Consider the following 18,000-nt stretch of genomic DNA (forward strand, 5'->3'; position numbering starts at 1 on the left):
TAAATGAAAAACATTATCATTACAGGAGGTGCTGGATTTATCGGCTCCCATGTTGTAAGAGAATTTGTAAAAAACAATCCGGATATTACAATTATCAATCTTGACGCCCTTACTTATGCCGGAAATCTGGAAAACTTAAAGGACATCGAAAATGAGCCCAATTATGTTTTCGAAAAGGCAGACATTACCCAGCCTGAAGAACTCAGAAAAGTTTTTGAAAAATACAATCCGGATGCTGTAGTGCATTTAGCCGCAGAAAGTCACGTAGACAGAAGCATTACCGATCCTATGGCGTTTATCAACACCAATGTGAACGGAACGGCTAATCTTTTGAATCTTTGTAAGGAATTCTGGACATTAAATCCTGAACATACCCATGGCAGATTCCCTGATGAAAAAAGAACAAGCCTTTTCTATCATATTTCTACAGATGAAGTATATGGAAGTCTGGGAGAAACAGGATTCTTTTTAGAAACAACATCATACGACCCTCAATCTCCGTATTCTGCTTCAAAAGCTGCTTCTGACCATTTGGTAAGAGCTTACGGAAATACATACGGAATGCCGTTCATCGTATCGAACTGTTCCAACAATTACGGCCCCAATCATTTTCCTGAAAAGCTAATCCCTCTTTGTATTTCAAATATTATCAATGAAAAGCCTCTTCCTATTTATGGAGACGGGAAATATACCAGAGACTGGTTATTTGTCATTGATCATGCGAAAGCGATTCATCAGATTTTTAACGATGCAAAAACCGGAGAAACTTACAATATCGGAGGCTTCAACGAGTGGCAGAATATTGATCTTGTCAAAGAACTGATCAAACAAATGGATGCTAAACTGGAAAAACCTGAAGGTTATTCTGAAAAACTGATCACTTTTGTAAAAGACAGACCCGGTCATGACAAGCGTTATGCTATTGATGCAACAAAATTGAATAAAGATCTAGGCTGGAAACCCTCAGTAACTTTTGAAGAAGGTTTAGGAAAAACCATAGACTGGTATCTTGAAAATAAAGAATGGCTGGAGAATGTGACTTCTGGAAATTATCAGGATTACTATAACAAACAATACAGCTAAACACCCAGCTATTGAGGAAAAAGACAATCCGTAAAATAGCAAAAGAAAATCAACTTAGTAACACAAAAGAAATTTGCGTAATACGCACCAACACATGAAAGGAATAATATTAGCCGGAGGTTCCGGAACAAGACTTTACCCTCTAACCATAGCCGTAAGTAAACAGCTAATGCCTGTTTATGATAAACCTATGATCTACTATCCGCTTTCCACGCTTCTTTTGGCAGGAATCAAGGATATACTGATCATTACCACGCCACATGACCAGGCTGGCTTCATCAAACTGCTGGGCGATGGCTCACAAATTGGCTGTAATATAGAATACGTTGTACAACCAAGTCCTGATGGATTAGCACAAGCTTTTATTTTAGGTGATCAGTTTATTGGTGATGATTCTGCAGCACTCGTACTGGGTGATAATATTTTCTACGGTTCCGAGATGGGAACTTTACTGAAAAACAAGACCAATCCTGATGGAGGAGTTGTTTTTGCCTATCACGTTGCAGACCCTGAAAGATATGGTGTTGTAGAGTTTGACAAAGATCTGAAAGCAGTTTCTATTGAAGAAAAGCCTGAAAAACCGAAATCAAACTATGCCGTACCAGGGCTTTATTTTTATGATAACAGCGTAGTGGACATCGCTAAAAACATCAAACCTTCCGCAAGAGGTGAGCTGGAAATTACCGATATCAACAATGTGTATCTCAGCAAAGGAAAGCTGGAAGTAGCTGTTCTTGACAGAGGTACTGCCTGGCTGGATACAGGAACTTTCGACTCTCTTCATGATGCTTCAGAATTTGTAAGCGTTATTGAAAAAAGACAAGGATTTAAAATCGGCTGTATAGAAGAAATTGCATTCAGGAACAAATTCATTAACGAAGAAAAACTTCTTGAAACTGCTGCTAAATATGGTAAAAGTGGTTACGGCGAATACCTGAAACAACTTATTGGTAAATAACAAATACAATTTATAAAAATCATAGACTATTGGCTTTATGGCCAATAGTTTTTGTTCATACCACCAAATATCAATATATTAGTTGTTGATTTTTAGTTTTATTGACAATGAAAATTCATAAACTAAGAGATAAGGTAAGAATTAATTATTATAAATTTGCAAAAACTTACACAGATGAATGAACCACAACAGAAGTGGACTGAAACGATTGATGCTGATCATTCGTTATTTGACTTGAAGCTTAAAGAAGTCTGGAAATATAAAGATCTTGTTTATATGTTTGTAAAGAGAGATTTTATATCCAGTTTTAAGCAGACTATTTTAGGACCTATATGGTTTTTTATCAATCCCATTCTAACAACCATAGTATACCTGGTTATTTTTGGAAGAATTGCCAAACTCCCTACAGATGGAGCCCCACCTCTTCTTTTTTATCTGGCTGGTGTTACTCTTTGGAATTATTTTTCTTCCTCTTTACTGACAACATCCTCTACTTTTACGGGAAATGCGGGAATTTTCGGAAAAGTTTATTTTCCAAGGCTGGTTACTCCCCTGTCCATTGTCATCTCTAGTCTTATGAGATTTGGGGTACAGTTTCTGTTATTCATCATTGTATGGGCTTATTATTACTATAATGGAGAAGTTCATCCTAATATCTGGATTCTTGCAACACCTTTTCTTATATTCCTGATAGCACTTTTTGCTTTAGGAGTGGGAATGATTTTCTCTTCACTCACTACAAAATATAAGGATCTGGCAATGCTATTAGGCTTTGGGGTAAGCTTATACATGTATGCAACTCCGGTAATATATCCAGTCTCATCACTACCTGGATTCTTCAAAAAGCTAGCATATTACAACCCTTTAGCAGGTATTTTTGAATGCTTTAAGTATGCATGGATTGGCGTAGGAGACTTTTCTCCAGTCATGCTTGGAATTAGTACTATTATTATTATTTTCCTTTTAATAATAGGAATTGTTGTATTCAATAAAGTTGAAAAAACTTTTATGGATACCGTGTAATTATTTTCTTTTAAAAATTTAAATTAAAAAACATGCTGGCTTTAAAAGCAGAAAACATATCTAAACAATACCGTCTGGGACAAGTCGGTACAGGAACACTGTCTCATGACCTCAACAGGTTCTGGTATAAAGTAAGAGGAAAAGAAGACCCCTATCTGAAAATTGGAGAAACAAACGACAGAACAACAAAAGGTGATTCTGAATATGTGTGGTCTCTCCGTGATATCGATTTTGAAATCGAAAAGGGAGATGCTGTTGGAATTATTGGAAGAAACGGTGCAGGAAAATCGACACTATTAAAGGTTTTAAGTAAAGTTACAAAACCTACGACAGGTAAGATTTACACCAACGGAAGAATAGCCTCTCTTTTGGAAGTAGGAACAGGATTTCACCCTGAAATGACAGGACGTGAAAATGTCTTTCTTAATGGAGCTATCCTGGGAATGACAAGAAAGGAGATCAAAAGAAAGTTTGATGAAATTGTAGATTTCTCAGGCGTAGAGAGATATATAGATACTCCTGTTAAAAGATATTCTTCGGGAATGTATGTCCGCCTTGCATTTGCTGTAGCCGCTCACTTAGAATCTGAAATTTTAATCGTTGACGAGGTTTTAGCAGTGGGTGATGCCGACTTTCAGAAAAAATGTCTTGGAAAGATGAATGATGTTACCAAAGGAGAAGGAAGAACCATCTTATTTGTAAGTCATAATATGACGGCAATAAAAGAACTTTGTACATCTGGAATTCTGCTTCATCAGGGACAACTGTCTTATAGCGGAGGTATTTTAGATACCATTGCAGAATATCAGAAAAGCTCTGAAAAACAATCAAGCTATCTCCATGAAGGGTCACTGGAAACGGCTTTAGGAAATGAAAATATCAGAATATTAGAATTTTCTGTTAAACCTACAAAAGGACAGTTTTTAGATATAGAATCAGGGATTAAAATACTGCTTAGATTTTACAATTTCAAAGAGAATATCAATATTGACACCACTTTTGAGCTGAGAACATATGAAGAAGCCGTAGTTTTCCATACTGGTGCTCCCATTACCACTCAAAATGATTCTCAAAGAAAAGAATATACTGTAGAATTTGAAATCCCGCCACACTTACTCAATACTGGTAATTATTACTTCAAACTTATGTTTGGAGAGGATCAGAGAATTCCTCTTTTTGTAGCTAATGAAATAGTAGGTTTTGAAGTTGAAAACGTAAAAATGGGTAAAAATATCAATGCATTACCAGGAATCATTAGACCCGACTTTAATTATATTGTAAAATAAATTTATTTAATGGAAAAAGTTCAATATTTTGATTTAGAAAAAATAGGTGATTCTTCATTAGGTTTCATTACTGTCGCTGAAAATTTAGAAAATATACCTTTTGAAATTAAACGTGTATACTGGACTTATTATACTCCCCAAGACGTAATAAGAGGAGGTCATGCACATAAAAATCTTGAACAATTAATATTCGCTGTTTCAGGGATCATAGAATTTAACACCGAAAATAAAGATGGTCACAAAGAAACTTTTGTTCTGAACAATCCATCTAAAGGAATATACTTCCCCAAATTGGTGTGGAGAGACATCAAGTTTTCACATAATGCTGTGCTTTTATGTTTAGCATCTTTGCCCTATAGTGAAGACGATTATATAAGGGATTATCACGAATTTCAAAAACTCATAGAATGATTAAAATATTAATTGCCGGTGCAGGCGGCGCTCCCTCTGAAGGTGTAATCAACTCACTTCTTAAAAGCTCAAAAAAGGAGAGAATAATTGGTATGGGCAGTGAGCCTACAGACCTGATACTCTCCAATGCTCATGAAGTATCCTATATACCTTATGCCAATCAACCTGATTACAAAGCATCATTATTACAAATACTGAATCAGGAAAAGCCTGATTTAATACATTTTCAAAATGATCTGGAGATTTATCATGCCTCTATGATCAGAGAAGATATTCATTCTACCGGTACCAAAACATTTATGCCATCACATGAAGTGATAGATACCTGTGTTCATAAATATAAAACCTATTTAAAATGCAGGGAAGCTGGTGTAACAGTCCCAGAAAATATCATGATCAACAATGAAGAAGATCTAAAAAAAGCTTTTTCAGACTTAGGAGACAAAAATGGGAACATATGGTTAAGAGCTTCATCTATTGGAGGAGGAGGTAAAGGCGCTCTGCCTACCAATGATTTTTCTTTTGCAAAGGGATGGATCGAACGATATAATGGATGGGGAGATTTTGTGGCTGCAGAAATGCTGACTCCGGATACGGTAACATGGCTCTCTATTTGGCATGAAGGCGAACTTGTAGTTGCTCAAACAAGATTGAGAAAAGGATGGACTCATGGGAACAGAACTGTTTCCGGGGTTACAGGAGTCACCAAAGTGGGTCAGACCTATTCAGATCCTGAAGTAGACAGAATATCTATAGCTACGATAAAGGCTGTTTCGGATAAACCTCACGGAATTTTTGGTGTAGATATGGCTTATGACAAAAATGGAATTCCTAATCCTACAGAAATAAATATTTCAAGATTCTTTACAACGGTATTATTTTTTACCGAAGCAGGATTAAATATGCCTGAAATATTTAAAGACATTGCTTTATATAATGAGTTTCCCCAATTAAATAAAAAGATAAATCCATTACAGGATGGGCTATTGTGGTTAAGAGGTATGGATACTCAACCCAAATTAATGACAGATATTCAGATACAGCAACGAATAAAAAATTTGTAAATGTTACTTTTAACTGGAGCTTCGGGATTTATAGGTAAGCACTTACTTTCGCTACTGATTGAAAAATACGGTAAGGATAATATTGTGTGCTTAACCTCTCAACCTATAACAGAATGCAGATATTTATTGCACAACAATTATCAGTTTGAAAGCGATTTTTTCATTAAAAATGGATTTCAGGATATTGAAACAATAATTCATGCAGGAGCTTTCACACCCAAAAAAGGAAGTGAAGCAAATAATATTCAATTATCTAATTCAAACATATTCAACACAGATCAATTATTAAAAGCTACTTTACCTCATCTAAAAAAATTCATTTACCTTAGTACACTTGACGTCTATGATAATGATAACATTATTTCTGAGAGTACTTTAGAAAAACCGGCTTCATTGTACGGTCATTCTAAGCTATATTCAGAAAAGATGGTAGAAAGTTGGGGAAAAGAATATAATAAATCCGTTCAAATTTTAAGGATAGGTCATGTGTATGGTCCTGGAGAAGAGGCTTATCTAAAAATAATTCCCGCAACAATTCATAATATTTTAGCAGAAAAGCCTGTTCAGATTTGGGGTACAGGAGAAGAATTGCGCTCTTTTATTTATATTAAAGATATTGTTACAGCTATTGTAAACGCTATTCAACTAAAAGATGTAGGGGTCATCAACTTAGTCGGAAGCCGTTCTATTTCTATCAACGATTTGGTGAATACAATAAAACAAATTTCTAACGAAGATGTAACAATAGAAAAAATACCTGCTGAAAAAAAAGGAAGAGATTTTGTATTTGACAGTTCAAAAATGAATACGTTTTTGCTATCAAAAGAAACTTTTTTAGAAGAAGGATTAAAGGAAGAGTTTGAGTACATGAAAAAAAATAAAAAATAATATGAATATTTTTTTTGACCTTGATGGCACTTTAATAGATTCCCGACAAAGACTATATCAGTTGTTCCAGTCATTGGTTCCCACTTCTGAATTGTCGTTTGATGAATATTGGGCGTTAAAGCGTAATAAAACAAGTCATAAAGAAATCATCCTTTCTAAATTTAATTATTCCAACGAGCAATACAGCGATTTTGAGAAAAAATGGATGTCGGAAATTGAATTAGAAAAATGGCTGCAGTTAGACACTCCTTTTGAAGGAATAGTAGACGTACTCATACTCTTATCTAAAAATCATGATCTATTTGTTGTTACAGCCCGCCAATCGGAAAGTATCGCTCTGGAACAAATAAAATCATTCGGTTGGGAAAATATTTTCACGAAAATTTTAGTGACCCAACAGCAACAGGAAAAACATGATTTAATTAAAAATGCAGTCCGGGTAACTCCTGAAGACTGGTTCATTGGAGATACAGGAAAAGACATTCAAACAGGCAAATTATTAGGAATCAAAACAGCAGCTGTGCTTTCTGGTTTTTTAAGCAAAGAAAGTTTACTCCCCTATCAGCCAGACATTATCATAAATACTGTTCTCGATTTAAAAACAGATAAAATTACAAATGGAAAATTATAAAAATAAAGTGCAGGATTCGGCACAATTCTATAACAGCTCTTTTCTTGACTTTGATTTTAAGTTAACAGAATTGAATTATTTAAGTTTAAAACCTTATTTTAAGGGAGAATCTGCCCTTGAATTAGGACCAGCTCTAGGACATATGACCAAATATCTGGTCAATGATTTTTCGTCTCTGGATTTGGTTGAAGGCTCTAAAGATCTGATAAACCAAATACCTGATTATCCAAACATTACAAAACACAACTCTTATTTTGAAGAGTTTAAAACAGATAAAAAGTTTGACACCATCATAATGAGCCATGTATTGGAACATATTGAAAATCCTGTCAACGTTTTAAAGCTTGTTTATTCCTGGCTATCCGATACTGGTGTATTTTTAATTTCAGTACCCAACGCTAAGTCTATCCACAGATTAGCTGCTGTAGAAATGGGATTATTAAACAGCGAATATGAATTGAATCAAAGAGATCATGAATTAGGACACTACAGAGTGTATGATTTGGATACTTTAAAAGATGACATTACAAAAGCCGGTTATAAAATAATTGATGAAGGGGGTATCTTCTTTAAACCTGTTTCAAATGGGCAAATTGAAAATAATTGGAATGAAGCTATGATAGAAGGATTTTATAAATTAGGAAAAAAGTTTCCTAATCATTGTGCTGAAATATATGTGGCATGTTCAAAATAAAAAGAAATGATTAAATTTTTAGATCTTCAAAAAGTAAACTTGCAATACCAACAAGAAATAGAACACAAACTTCTGGAAGTCTTCAGAAGTGGATGGTATTTATTGGGAAATGAAATTAAAAATTTTGAAGCAAATTTGGCCAATTATATTGGTTCAGAACATGCAATAGGTGTTGCAAACGGCCTGGATGCACTGCGCCTTATTTTTAGGGCTTATATTGAGCTGGGTTATATGAAAGCCGGTGATGAAGTTATTGTCCCCGCCAATACCTATATAGCCTCTATTCTTGCCCTATCAGATAATGGATTAGTTCCTGTTTTAGTAGAACCCGAGCTCAATACTTATAATATTGATATTTCAAAAATTGAAGAAAAGATTACGGATAAAACAAAGGCCATTTTAATCGTTCATCTTCAAGGCAGAGTTGTTTTCTCAGAACAACTGAAAAGTATAGCTGAAAAATACAAATTAAAAATTGTAGAAGACAACGCACAGGCTATTGGAGCCGAATGGAATAATATAAAATCAGGAAATCTTGGTGATGCTGCCGGTTTCAGTTTTTATCCCGGAAAAAACCTTGGAGCTCTTGGAGACGCAGGAGCAGTCACAACAAATGATAAAGAATTATCTGAAACGATTCGAGCTCTAGCAAATTATGGTTCAAACCAAAAATATGTTAATATTTATAAAGGATTAAATTCCAGGTTAGACGAACTTCAAGCAGCTGTTTTAGATATTAAACTGAAATATATTGAAGATGAAAATGAAGCAAGAAGAAAAGTTGCGAGATTATTTATCGAAGGAATAAAAAACCCAAAAATCATCCTTCCTGAAAACCCATCAGATGAGAAAGAGCATGTATGGCATGTTTTTGTCATAAGAACAGAAAATCGTGATGCACTTCAAGCCTATTTAACAGAAAAAGGTATTCAGACAATTATTCACTACCCTATCCCTCCTCATAAGCAGGAAGCTTACAAAGAAATGAGTGATTTTTCTTTTCCTATCAGTGAACAGATACATCAGGAAGTGCTCAGCTTACCCATATCTTCTGTTTTGGAAGAACATGAAATAGCGGACATTATTAATGTCATAAATGAGTATTAATATGGAACAGCCTTTAGTTACAGTTATTGTTACAGCCTATAATCATTCTCAATATATTAAAGAGAATTTAGATAGCATAAAAAATCAAACCTATAAAAACATTCAGCTTATTCTGGGTGACGATGTCTCACCTGATAATTCCGTTGAAATTTTTGAAAATTGGTTAAAGGATAATAATTTTTCTGCAGAAAAAAACTTCCATACTCAAAATACAGGTCTGGCAACCATGTTGAATGAATGCATTAAGCTTGCAAAAGGAAAATATATAAAAATCATTTCAGCAGATGATTACCTGCATCCTGAGTTCTTAGAAAAAACTGTTGCTAAAATTGAATCTTTAGGAAAAGAATATGGTATGATTCATACCAATACTTATACGATAGATGAAAAAAGTTCTATTGGAGAGGATATGGCAGATTATGATGCATTAGGAGACGTTGATCCCTATATTTTCAGAAAAGAACTGATAAAAAATAATAGAATTGCGGGCCTGACCACATTAATAAAGACAGAAGCAATTATTGAAACCGGCGAATATGATTCCATGTTTATTGCTGAAGATTATTATCGTTGGCTAAAAATAAGTGAAAAGTATTTAATCGGATATATCCCTGAAAAACTGGCATATTATAGATTGCATCAGGAAAATATTTCAAAAATAAAGGCAGACAGGATTGAAATAGAAAACGTGATTCTTCAAATGATGTTTGATAAAGAAGGTAATGTAAAAAATAATATAAATAGTATAACGCAGAAATATTATTTTTCCAGAGAAAAACTCTCTTCACAATATACTGAAGCTTACAAAAAATATCCTTTCAATATAAAAAGGTTAAATATTGCAATAAAGTATAACATTCCGGTTCCGTTGTATAAATTTTTAAATAAAATAATTTAAAAATGAGTCCAAAAATTTCAGTAATCGTTCCTTGCTACAACCAGGCTCATTTTCTTGATGAATGCCTGCATTCTGTTTTAGAACAGACCTATCAGGATTGGGAATGCATCATTGTGAATGATGGATCACCGGATAACACAGAAGATATTGCAAAAAAATGGATAGAAAAAGACAGCCGTTTTCAATATCTTTATAAAAATAACGGCGGTTTATCTTCCGCAAGAAATGCAGGAATAGAAAGAGCCAATGGAGAATGGTTACTTTTCCTTGACTGCGATGATGTAATAGAAAATAAGAAATTAGAAGCTCATTCTAAATTTTTTAATCAAAATATTGATATTATTATTTCCGGATACCGATATTTTGAAAGCTCAGAAGGAATCAACTATAAACGGATTTTTGGCAGAAATAATCTTCTCCCTGAGGTTTATCTAAACTTTGATGACACTGTTGATATTAAGCAGCTTTTCAAGATTAAAAACCCTTTTGTAATATCTGCTCCGTTATATCATAAAGATATATTCAAAACGATTGGTTCTTTTGATGAACGTTTAAAGTCATTGGAAGATTGGGAATTCAATCTTAGATGTGTCCTGAATGATTTTAAATTTCAGCATATTGGCTATGAAGACCATACCAAAACCCTTATAAGACTTCATGACAACAGCATGATGAGAGATACGGAAAAAATGAATCAGAACTATGAATTATTTCTTTCTATCTGTTATTCCAGCCCAAAATATGTAGAAACTTATGGCAAAACAGTTCCAAAAACAGAAAAACCTCAAGAAAAAAAAGGAAGAAAACTATTTCGACTTTTGATTCCGCCTATTTTTATTATATTGAAAAATAAGATCCTGTATAGAACGAAATAATTTAATGATGAAAAAAATAAAGCCCCTTGCATTTTATCTCCCTCAATACCACCCTGTTCCCGAAAATGATGAATGGTGGGGAAAAGGATTTACAGAATGGACGAATGTAGGAAAAGCCCAACCCCTGTTTGAAGGACACGAACAGCCTATATATCCTGGAGATCTGGGATATTATGACCTGCGTGTTCCTGAAGTAAGAGAACAGCAGGCTCAGATGGCAAAAGACTATGGGGTACATGGATTTATCTATTATCACTACTGGTTTGGCAATGGCAAACAATTACTGGAACGCGTGGCAAATGATGTATTACAATCAGGAAAACCAGATTTCCCTTTTTGCTTCTGCTGGGCCAACGAAACCTGGTCTGGAATATGGCACGGGTTATCAGAAAAAATTCTGGCAAAACAGGTTTACCCTAATGAGCAGGACTTAATTGCTCATTTCGAATATCTTCTGCCTTTCTTCAAAGATGAGAGGTATATCAAAATAGACAACAAACCTCTTTTCATTATCTATGATTCCAATCATTTAAATGAAGGAGATCCCCATTATATTACAAAATTCAGAGAGCTCGCCAGGAAAAACGGATTTGATGATCTATACATCATGGCATCCAACAAGCTCCGTGATGACCTAGATTTTAAATCTATGGGATATGACAGTAAGATCTCCAATGCATTTCAAAAGGCCTGGATACCTCATATTGCGAAGAAAGAATATATTTCTCACTCCCAATATTATAAAAACAGAATAAAAGGATTAATAGGAATTAAGAAAAAAGAACAGCCTAAGGTCGGGATTCAGGATGCCCAGGCGGTAGTAAACGACTTAAAGTTTGAGGAAAGCAATATTCCTACCTATCCATGTATCCTGCCCAATTGGGACAATACTCCAAGAAGCGGCTACAGAGGAATTATTCTGGCTAACAATTCCCCGGAGCTGTTTGAAAAGCAGGTAGAAAAAGCTGTAGAATATCTTGAAGATAAAAAGGAGTATCCGGAACAGTTTTTAATTATAAAATCCTGGAACGAATGGGCAGAAGGAAACATCCTGGAGCCAGATAGAAAACATGGTTTCGGGTATTTGAATGCATTAAAAAAAATCTTAAACAAACACAGTCGAAATGAGTAAATTCAGTGTACTTATCGCCAACTATAATAATGGTCATTTTTTTGAAAAATGCTACCAAAGTTTAGTTGCTCAGACTGAAACAGACTGGGAAGCTGTAATTGTGGATGATGGCTCTACCGATGATTCTATTAAAGTCATTAAAAAAATCATAGGTGATGATTCCCGGTTTACAATCAATCTGAATGATCAAAACAGAGGAATAGGATATACAAAAAGAAGATTAATAGAGCTTGCTGAAGCAGAAATATGTGGTTTTTTAGACCCTGATGATGGGCTAACACCTCATGCCCTGGAATTTGTTTTAAAGACCCATTCAGAATATCCCGAAGTGGGTTTGGTGTATTCCAACTTTGTCCTTTGTGATCAGTACCTCAACCCTCAGTCTGTTCACAAAGCAAAACAAATTACAGAACTGGATCAGTCCTACTATAATTTCAATGCAGAAATTTCACATTTTGTGACCTTTAAAAAGAAGATATACGAGAAGACATCAGGTATTGATCCTTTTTTGAAAATTGCGGAAGATAAAGACTGGTACATGAAAATGTGCGAAATAGCCCCTGTAAAATATATCGATGAAGACTTATATCTATACAGAATCCATCATAGTGGTATTTCTACTACCAAAAATGCTGAGAAAGCACTGTTCTGGCACTGGGTAGCGCTGATAAAAATGGCAGAAAGAAGAAATATCAGCGTTGAAGATCTTTTTCTTCAAAGTTATGTTCCCCAAAAAAAATATGAACAGGCACTCAACCAATTGAATCATGTAAAAAATTCAAGATGGGCAAAACTGGGAAATAAAATTGGGCTATTTAAAATCTTTAAAAAACTCTAAAATCTATTGATCCCCTTGAAAGATTTAAAAGATATACAACTAACATCTTAAGTAGACAAGAAGCATATGATTATTGGTAATGGAATTCTGGCAAATGCCGTAAGACTTTATGATAAAGAAGATGTTATTTTTTTCGCATCAGGAGTTTCCAATTCGTTGGAAAAAAATCCAGCTGAATTTGAAAGAGAAATATCTCTCATGAAATTGGTGATCAGCCAGTATCCAGATAAAAAGATGATCTATTTTTCCACATGCAGTATTTACGATCCCAGTAAAACAGACAGCCCTTATGTGATGCATAAACTTGCTATTGAAAACGTAATTGCTGAGCAATGCTCGAGCTATATTATTTTCAGGGTAGGAAATGCTGTAGGCCGGGGAGGAAATCCCAATACGCTGATCAATTTTCTCAAAAATTCAATTTTGTCTGAAAATAAGCTGACAATCCACAGTAATGCAAGAAGGATTCTGATTGGAACAGATGATATCGCCTCATTTGTTGGAAAATACATGGAAAATTTCAACAATGAGATTATTAATCTCGCCTATCCCTACCAATATGCGTTACCTGAAATCTTAACTCAGCTGGAAGATCATCTTGCCAAAAATGCGGCTTATGAAAGTGTAGATGAAGGTTCTTTTTATAATATAGAATTCAACAGCCTTACAGAAGATTTTTTCGCCGGTTTGTCACCTGATGAATATTTAAAAAAGCTTTATACATCCTATTTGTAAGTGATAATGCCGTAAAATATGATGTATCCCGTTCTGTACCCGAAAAAAATAATGTTGTACCTTCGGCCAGAAAACTTCAGTGATCATCAGCCTAATAAAAGCAATGTAGACTGCCAATTTATGATCGATTGAAGTATAAAAAACACATTAAACCTACTGAATAAAAATGAAAATGAATCCCAAAATATCCGTAATTGTCCCCTGCTATAAACAGGCTCAGTTTTTAGATGAATCTCTACAGTCTATACTAAACCAGACTTATGAAAATTGGGAATGCATTATTGTCAATGACGGATCGCCTGATAATACCGATGAAGTAGCTGATAAATGGGTAAAAAAAGATAATCGTTTCATATACCTTTATAAAGAAAATGGTGGATTATCTTCTGCAAGAAATGCAGCTCTGAAAATCGTTACCGGAGATTATATCCAGTTTTTAGATTCTGATGATATCTTAGTTGAAACCAAGTTTTCAGATTCATTAAATTTGATACAAGATAAAGAAGCAATAGTAGTATCAGATTTTTGTTTATTTGATGATTCCGATAAACAAAAATTATTGCCTCCTTTTTGCAAGCTGTCTCAAGATTTGCTGAATTTCGAATCTATTTTATATCAGTGGGATTTTACATTCACAATTCCTATTCATTGTGGATTTTTCCCAAAATCTCTTTTTGAAACTATTGGATTTAATGAAAAGTTAAAAGCAAAAGAAGACTGGCTTTTCTGGATTCAAATTGCACAAAAAAACATTAATTTTATTTATTTAAATGCTCCTCTGGCTTTGTATAGAAAACATGCAAGGAGTATGTCCCGGGATAGAAAACATATGATTTTATATCAAATGCTGTTCTATAATGAAGCTGAAAAAGTGATTTCAAACTCTGCTTTCAATAAATTACTCCTAAAGCATTTAGATGTTAATTATAATAAAGTCAATGAACTAACCATTGAAATAAGAAATCTAAAAGAATCAAAAACTTTTAAACTCTTTTTGTTTTTAAAAAAAATGATTAAAAATATGGGGTTATTAAATTTGTCTAAAACATTATTAAATTTAACATTGAAGTTTAGGAAATAAATTTCATTTATAAAAGATACAACACAGTTAAATTAGTATTGAGCACAATCTGACTCTATGGAGAATTTTGTTATGATTTTAGTTTTGAAATTATTGTTGTAGGTAATTCTGAAGAATTCTCAGAAGTCTTACAAAGTAATACAAGACTAAAAAACAGAAAAATTATCAATCTCCAGAAAGTAAATTATTTTTTACAATATACTAAGACATTTCAACAACTTTTACTTCCAAAATCCTATGAATATAGCCTTCACAATCTGCTCCAATAACTATTTAGCACAAGCTAAAGTTTTAAGAAATTCTATTAATAAATATGGCGAAAACTTCAAATTTGTAATAGGATTGTGCGATGAAAAATCTGATGAAATAGATTATAATTCTTTCCAATGTGAAATCGTAGAAATGAAAGATATTGGAATAAAAAATTTTGATGAATTATGGATGAAGTATGACATCATAGAATTTAATACCTCTGTGAAAGCATCTTTTTTCAAGTACTTATTAGCAAAAAATCCCAATACAGAATTTATCTATTACTTCGATCCGGATATTGAAATACTTGATCAGTTATCTATCCTCAATGCAGAATTTGAAAATAATGCAGATATTTTGCTCACGCCTCACATTCTGAGCTCTATTCCACTGGATGGCTTCAAACCAGTAGAAAACACTTTTCTTAATTTTGGCATATATAACCTGGGGTTTATCGGATTAAGGGGTCATTCTGAAAATGCCAGAAACCTTCTAGATTGGTGGGAAGAAAGATTGTTATCTCTTTGCTATAATCAGCCGGAAAAAGGACTATTTGTAGATCAAATCTGGATGAACTTTTCCCCTATTTTTTTTAAAAAAGTAAAAGTTCTCCATAAAATGGGATACAATGCCGCTCCATGGAATTTGCATGAAAGAATAGGATTAGTAGCTACAGAAAACAATAAATATCTTATGCCGGACAATTCTCCTCTAGTGTTTTATCATTTTTCAAATTTTAAATATAAAAATCCCGAAACTTTAGCAAAATACTATGACAGATATTCTTTGGAAAATTCAAATTCCTTGAAAAAACTATATCAAAATTATCATCAGAAAACCATTGAAAATGACATTGAACGAATCTCTAAAATAGATTGCAAATATGTAATTTTGAAAAATGATTTGCCTAAAAAAAATAAATCATTTTATGAAATTTTGAAATCAAACTTCAATAATTTATTAAAAATAATTTATTATAAAATCCGTTACAACTACAATTATGAACCAAAACTCTAAAATATATATTGCCGGACATCGAGGTATGGTAGGAAGCGCCATTTTAAGAAACTTAACTGCAAATGGCTTTCACAATATTATTACTAAAACCTCAGACGAATTAGACCTTACAGATCAAAAAAATGTACAAACATTTTTTGAAACTGAAAAACCAGAGTATGTCTTTCTTGCGGCAGCCAAAGTAGGAGGTATTCATGCTAATAATACATATCGTGCAGATTTTCTTTACAAAAATCTTATGATTGAGGCTAATGTGATCCATCAAAGTTATTTACAGGGAGTAAAGAAATTGCTTTTTTTGGGCTCCAGTTGTATATATCCCAAGCTCGCACCTCAGCCTTTAAAAGAAGAATACTTATTGAGTGGATTTTTAGAACAAACCAATGAGCCTTATGCCATAGCAAAAATTGCAGGAATAAAAATGTGTGATGCCTACAGAAGTCAGTATGATTGCAATTTCATTTCCGCAATGCCCACTAATCTTTATGGCCCTAATGATAACTACGATCTAAATAACTCTCACGTTTTACCCGCTATGCTCAGAAAGTTTTTTGAAGCCAAACAAAACAAGGTAGAGGAAGTGGTGTTATGGGGAGACGGAAGTCCTTTTAGAGAATTTTTACATGTAGATGATCTTGCAAAGGCATGTGTATTCTTAATGAATAATTACAATGAAAGTGGTCATATCAATATAGGGTCATCCAGGGAAATCTCTATATCAGAACTGGCCACACAGATTAAAGATATTACCCAATATGAAGGAAATATAGTTTGGGATACAGAAAAACCAAACGGCACTCCTAGAAAATTAATGGACTCCTCTAAGATTAATTCTATGGGCTGGTCTCCTGATATATCTTTAGAAGATGGAATAAAACAAGTTTACGAAGAAAAATTTTTAAACAAATGATGAAAAAAGCACTTATTACAGGAATTACGGGACAAGATGGCTCTTATCTTGCCGAACTGCTTTTAGAAAAAGGCTATGAAGTTCATGGTGTAAAACGAAGAGCCTCCTCTTTTAATACTCAAAGAATTGATCACCTATACCTGGATCAACATGAGCATAATGTGAATTTCAAATTACACTACGGAGACCTTACAGACTCTACCAATATTATCAGAATTATACAAGAGGTACAACCAGACGAAATCTATAATCTTGGTGCAATGAGCCATGTGAAAGTAAGTTTTGACATGCCCGAATATGTTGCCAATGTAGATGGTTTGGGTACACTGCGTTTATTAGAAGCCATTAGAATTTTAGGACTCACTCATAAGACGAAAATTTACCAGGCTTCTACCTCAGAATTATATGGTGGGCTACCATCCAATAAAAATGAAAAAGGATTTTATGATGAAAACTGTCCTTTCTATCCTCGTTCTCCTTATGGTGCTGCAAAAATTTATGGTTTTTGGATAACAAAAAACTACAGGGAAGCATATGGAATGTTTGCCTGTAATGGTATTTTATTCAATCATGAATCTCCTAGAAGAGGTGAAACTTTTGTTACCCGAAAAATAACTATGGCGGTAGCTAGTATAGCAAAAAACAAACAAGATTGTTTATATCTAGGGAATTTAAATGCCAAAAGAGACTGGGGACATGCTAAAGATTATGTAGAAGGAATGTGGAGAATGCTGCAGCAAGATAAACCAGACGATTTTGTTTTAGCGACAGGAGAAACTACTATGGTAAGGGATTTTCTTATTATGGCTTTTGAAGAAGCAGGAATAGAACTGGTTTTTGAAGGAAATCAAGAAAATGAAATTGCTAAAGTATTACGCTGTAATAATCCAAATTACCAATTACCCGTAGGAAAAACAGTTGTAAAAGTAGATCCTAATTATTATCGTCCGACAGAAGTTGATCTACTAATTGGCGACCCCACAAAAGCAAAAACTATTCTCGGCTGGCAACCACAATACACCGTAAAATCTCTTTGTAAAGAAATGATTGAAAATGATTTAAAAATAATGTAATTTTTTTCAATGATATTTCATAATACAATATCATTGTACTTCGC

19 protein-coding genes are annotated in these 18,000 nt (G+C 33.8%); all 19 read left to right on the forward strand.

Going from position 1 to position 18,000, the window contains the following annotated elements:
• The first annotated feature begins 3 nt into the window (after positions 1–3).
• The 19 genes from rfbB to gmd all read left to right on the forward strand — a co-directional run bounded on the left by rfbB (position 4) and on the right by gmd (position 17,956).
• Positions 4–1,083, forward strand: coding sequence for a dTDP-glucose 4,6-dehydratase (gene rfbB, locus DBR39_RS08845; protein WP_124532323.1), 1,080 nt, complete (start codon positions 4–6; stop codon positions 1,081–1,083).
• 94 nt (positions 1,084–1,177) lie between these two features.
• Positions 1,178–2,041, forward strand: coding sequence for a glucose-1-phosphate thymidylyltransferase RfbA (gene rfbA / locus DBR39_RS08850; protein WP_124532325.1), 864 nt, complete (start codon positions 1,178–1,180; stop codon positions 2,039–2,041).
• 174 nt (positions 2,042–2,215) lie between these two features.
• A complete protein-coding gene (locus DBR39_RS08855) occupies positions 2,216–3,064 on the forward strand; it encodes an ABC transporter permease (protein WP_124532327.1) in 849 nt (282 codons plus the stop codon).
• A gap of 32 nt (positions 3,065–3,096) precedes the next feature.
• The gene (locus tag DBR39_RS08860; protein ID WP_124532329.1) at positions 3,097–4,350 is read left to right on the forward strand and encodes a polysaccharide ABC transporter ATP-binding protein; all 1,254 of its coding nucleotides are present in this window, start codon (positions 3,097–3,099) and stop codon (positions 4,348–4,350) included.
• Positions 4,351–4,359: 9 nt separating this feature from the next.
• On the forward strand, positions 4,360–4,761 hold the full coding sequence (locus tag DBR39_RS08865) for a sugar 3,4-ketoisomerase (protein WP_124532331.1): 402 nt from the start codon (positions 4,360–4,362) through the stop codon (positions 4,759–4,761).
• Positions 4,758–5,825 carry a carboxylate--amine ligase gene (locus DBR39_RS08870; protein ID WP_124532333.1) on the forward strand — a complete coding sequence of 356 codons (1,068 nt, stop codon included), beginning with the start codon at positions 4,758–4,760 and terminating at the stop codon, positions 5,823–5,825. Before DBR39_RS08865 ends, DBR39_RS08870 begins: the two co-directional genes overlap by 4 nt.
• Positions 5,826–6,713, forward strand: a complete 888-nt coding sequence (locus tag DBR39_RS08875; RefSeq protein ID WP_124532335.1) for an NAD-dependent epimerase/dehydratase family protein — start codon at positions 5,826–5,828, stop codon at positions 6,711–6,713.
• Position 6,714: 1 nt separating this feature from the next.
• Positions 6,715–7,344 carry an HAD family hydrolase gene (locus DBR39_RS08880; protein ID WP_124532337.1) on the forward strand — a complete coding sequence of 210 codons (630 nt, stop codon included), beginning with the start codon at positions 6,715–6,717 and terminating at the stop codon, positions 7,342–7,344.
• Positions 7,331–8,038: a class I SAM-dependent methyltransferase gene (locus DBR39_RS08885; RefSeq protein WP_124532339.1), complete on the forward strand. Its 708-nt coding sequence runs from the start codon at positions 7,331–7,333 to the stop codon at positions 8,036–8,038. The genes DBR39_RS08880 and DBR39_RS08885 overlap by 14 nt, the downstream gene beginning before the upstream one ends.
• Positions 8,039–8,044: 6 nt before the next feature.
• Entirely contained in the window at positions 8,045–9,145 is a 1,101-nt protein-coding gene (locus tag DBR39_RS08890; RefSeq protein WP_124532341.1) for a DegT/DnrJ/EryC1/StrS family aminotransferase, read from the forward strand.
• Between the two features lies 1 nt (position 9,146).
• Entirely contained in the window at positions 9,147–10,043 is an 897-nt protein-coding gene (locus DBR39_RS08895) for a glycosyltransferase family 2 protein (RefSeq protein WP_185147157.1), read from the forward strand.
• Between the two features lie 2 nt (positions 10,044–10,045).
• Positions 10,046–10,918, forward strand: a complete 873-nt coding sequence (locus tag DBR39_RS08900; RefSeq protein ID WP_124532345.1) for a glycosyltransferase family 2 protein — start codon at positions 10,046–10,048, stop codon at positions 10,916–10,918.
• A gap of 4 nt (positions 10,919–10,922) precedes the next feature.
• Positions 10,923–12,050 carry a glycoside hydrolase family 99-like domain-containing protein gene (locus tag DBR39_RS08905; protein WP_228447799.1) on the forward strand — a complete coding sequence of 376 codons (1,128 nt, stop codon included), beginning with the start codon at positions 10,923–10,925 and terminating at the stop codon, positions 12,048–12,050.
• A complete protein-coding gene (locus tag DBR39_RS08910; RefSeq protein WP_124532349.1) occupies positions 12,043–12,888 on the forward strand; it encodes a glycosyltransferase family 2 protein in 846 nt (281 codons plus the stop codon). The genes DBR39_RS08905 and DBR39_RS08910 overlap by 8 nt, the downstream gene beginning before the upstream one ends.
• A gap of 66 nt (positions 12,889–12,954) precedes the next feature.
• Complete coding sequence (locus tag DBR39_RS08915; RefSeq protein WP_124532351.1) at positions 12,955–13,623, forward strand: NAD-dependent epimerase/dehydratase family protein; 669 nt, start codon at positions 12,955–12,957, stop codon at positions 13,621–13,623.
• Between the two features lie 172 nt (positions 13,624–13,795).
• A complete protein-coding gene (locus tag DBR39_RS08920; RefSeq protein ID WP_185147159.1) occupies positions 13,796–14,704 on the forward strand; it encodes a glycosyltransferase family 2 protein in 909 nt (302 codons plus the stop codon).
• Between the two features lie 237 nt (positions 14,705–14,941).
• On the forward strand, positions 14,942–15,973 hold the full coding sequence (locus tag DBR39_RS08925; RefSeq protein ID WP_124532355.1) for a hypothetical protein: 1,032 nt from the start codon (positions 14,942–14,944) through the stop codon (positions 15,971–15,973).
• Positions 15,957–16,883, forward strand: coding sequence for a GDP-L-fucose synthase family protein (locus DBR39_RS08930; protein ID WP_124532357.1), 927 nt, complete (start codon positions 15,957–15,959; stop codon positions 16,881–16,883). The genes DBR39_RS08925 and DBR39_RS08930 overlap by 17 nt, the downstream gene beginning before the upstream one ends.
• The gene (gmd, locus tag DBR39_RS08935) at positions 16,883–17,956 is read left to right on the forward strand and encodes a GDP-mannose 4,6-dehydratase (protein WP_124533181.1); all 1,074 of its coding nucleotides are present in this window, start codon (positions 16,883–16,885) and stop codon (positions 17,954–17,956) included. Before DBR39_RS08930 ends, gmd begins: the two co-directional genes overlap by 1 nt.
• Positions 17,957–18,000 lie beyond the last annotated feature (44 nt).

The organism is Chryseobacterium sp. KBW03, from assembly GCF_003852415.1.
Taxonomy (GTDB): domain Bacteria; phylum Bacteroidota; class Bacteroidia; order Flavobacteriales; family Weeksellaceae; genus Chryseobacterium; species Chryseobacterium viscerum.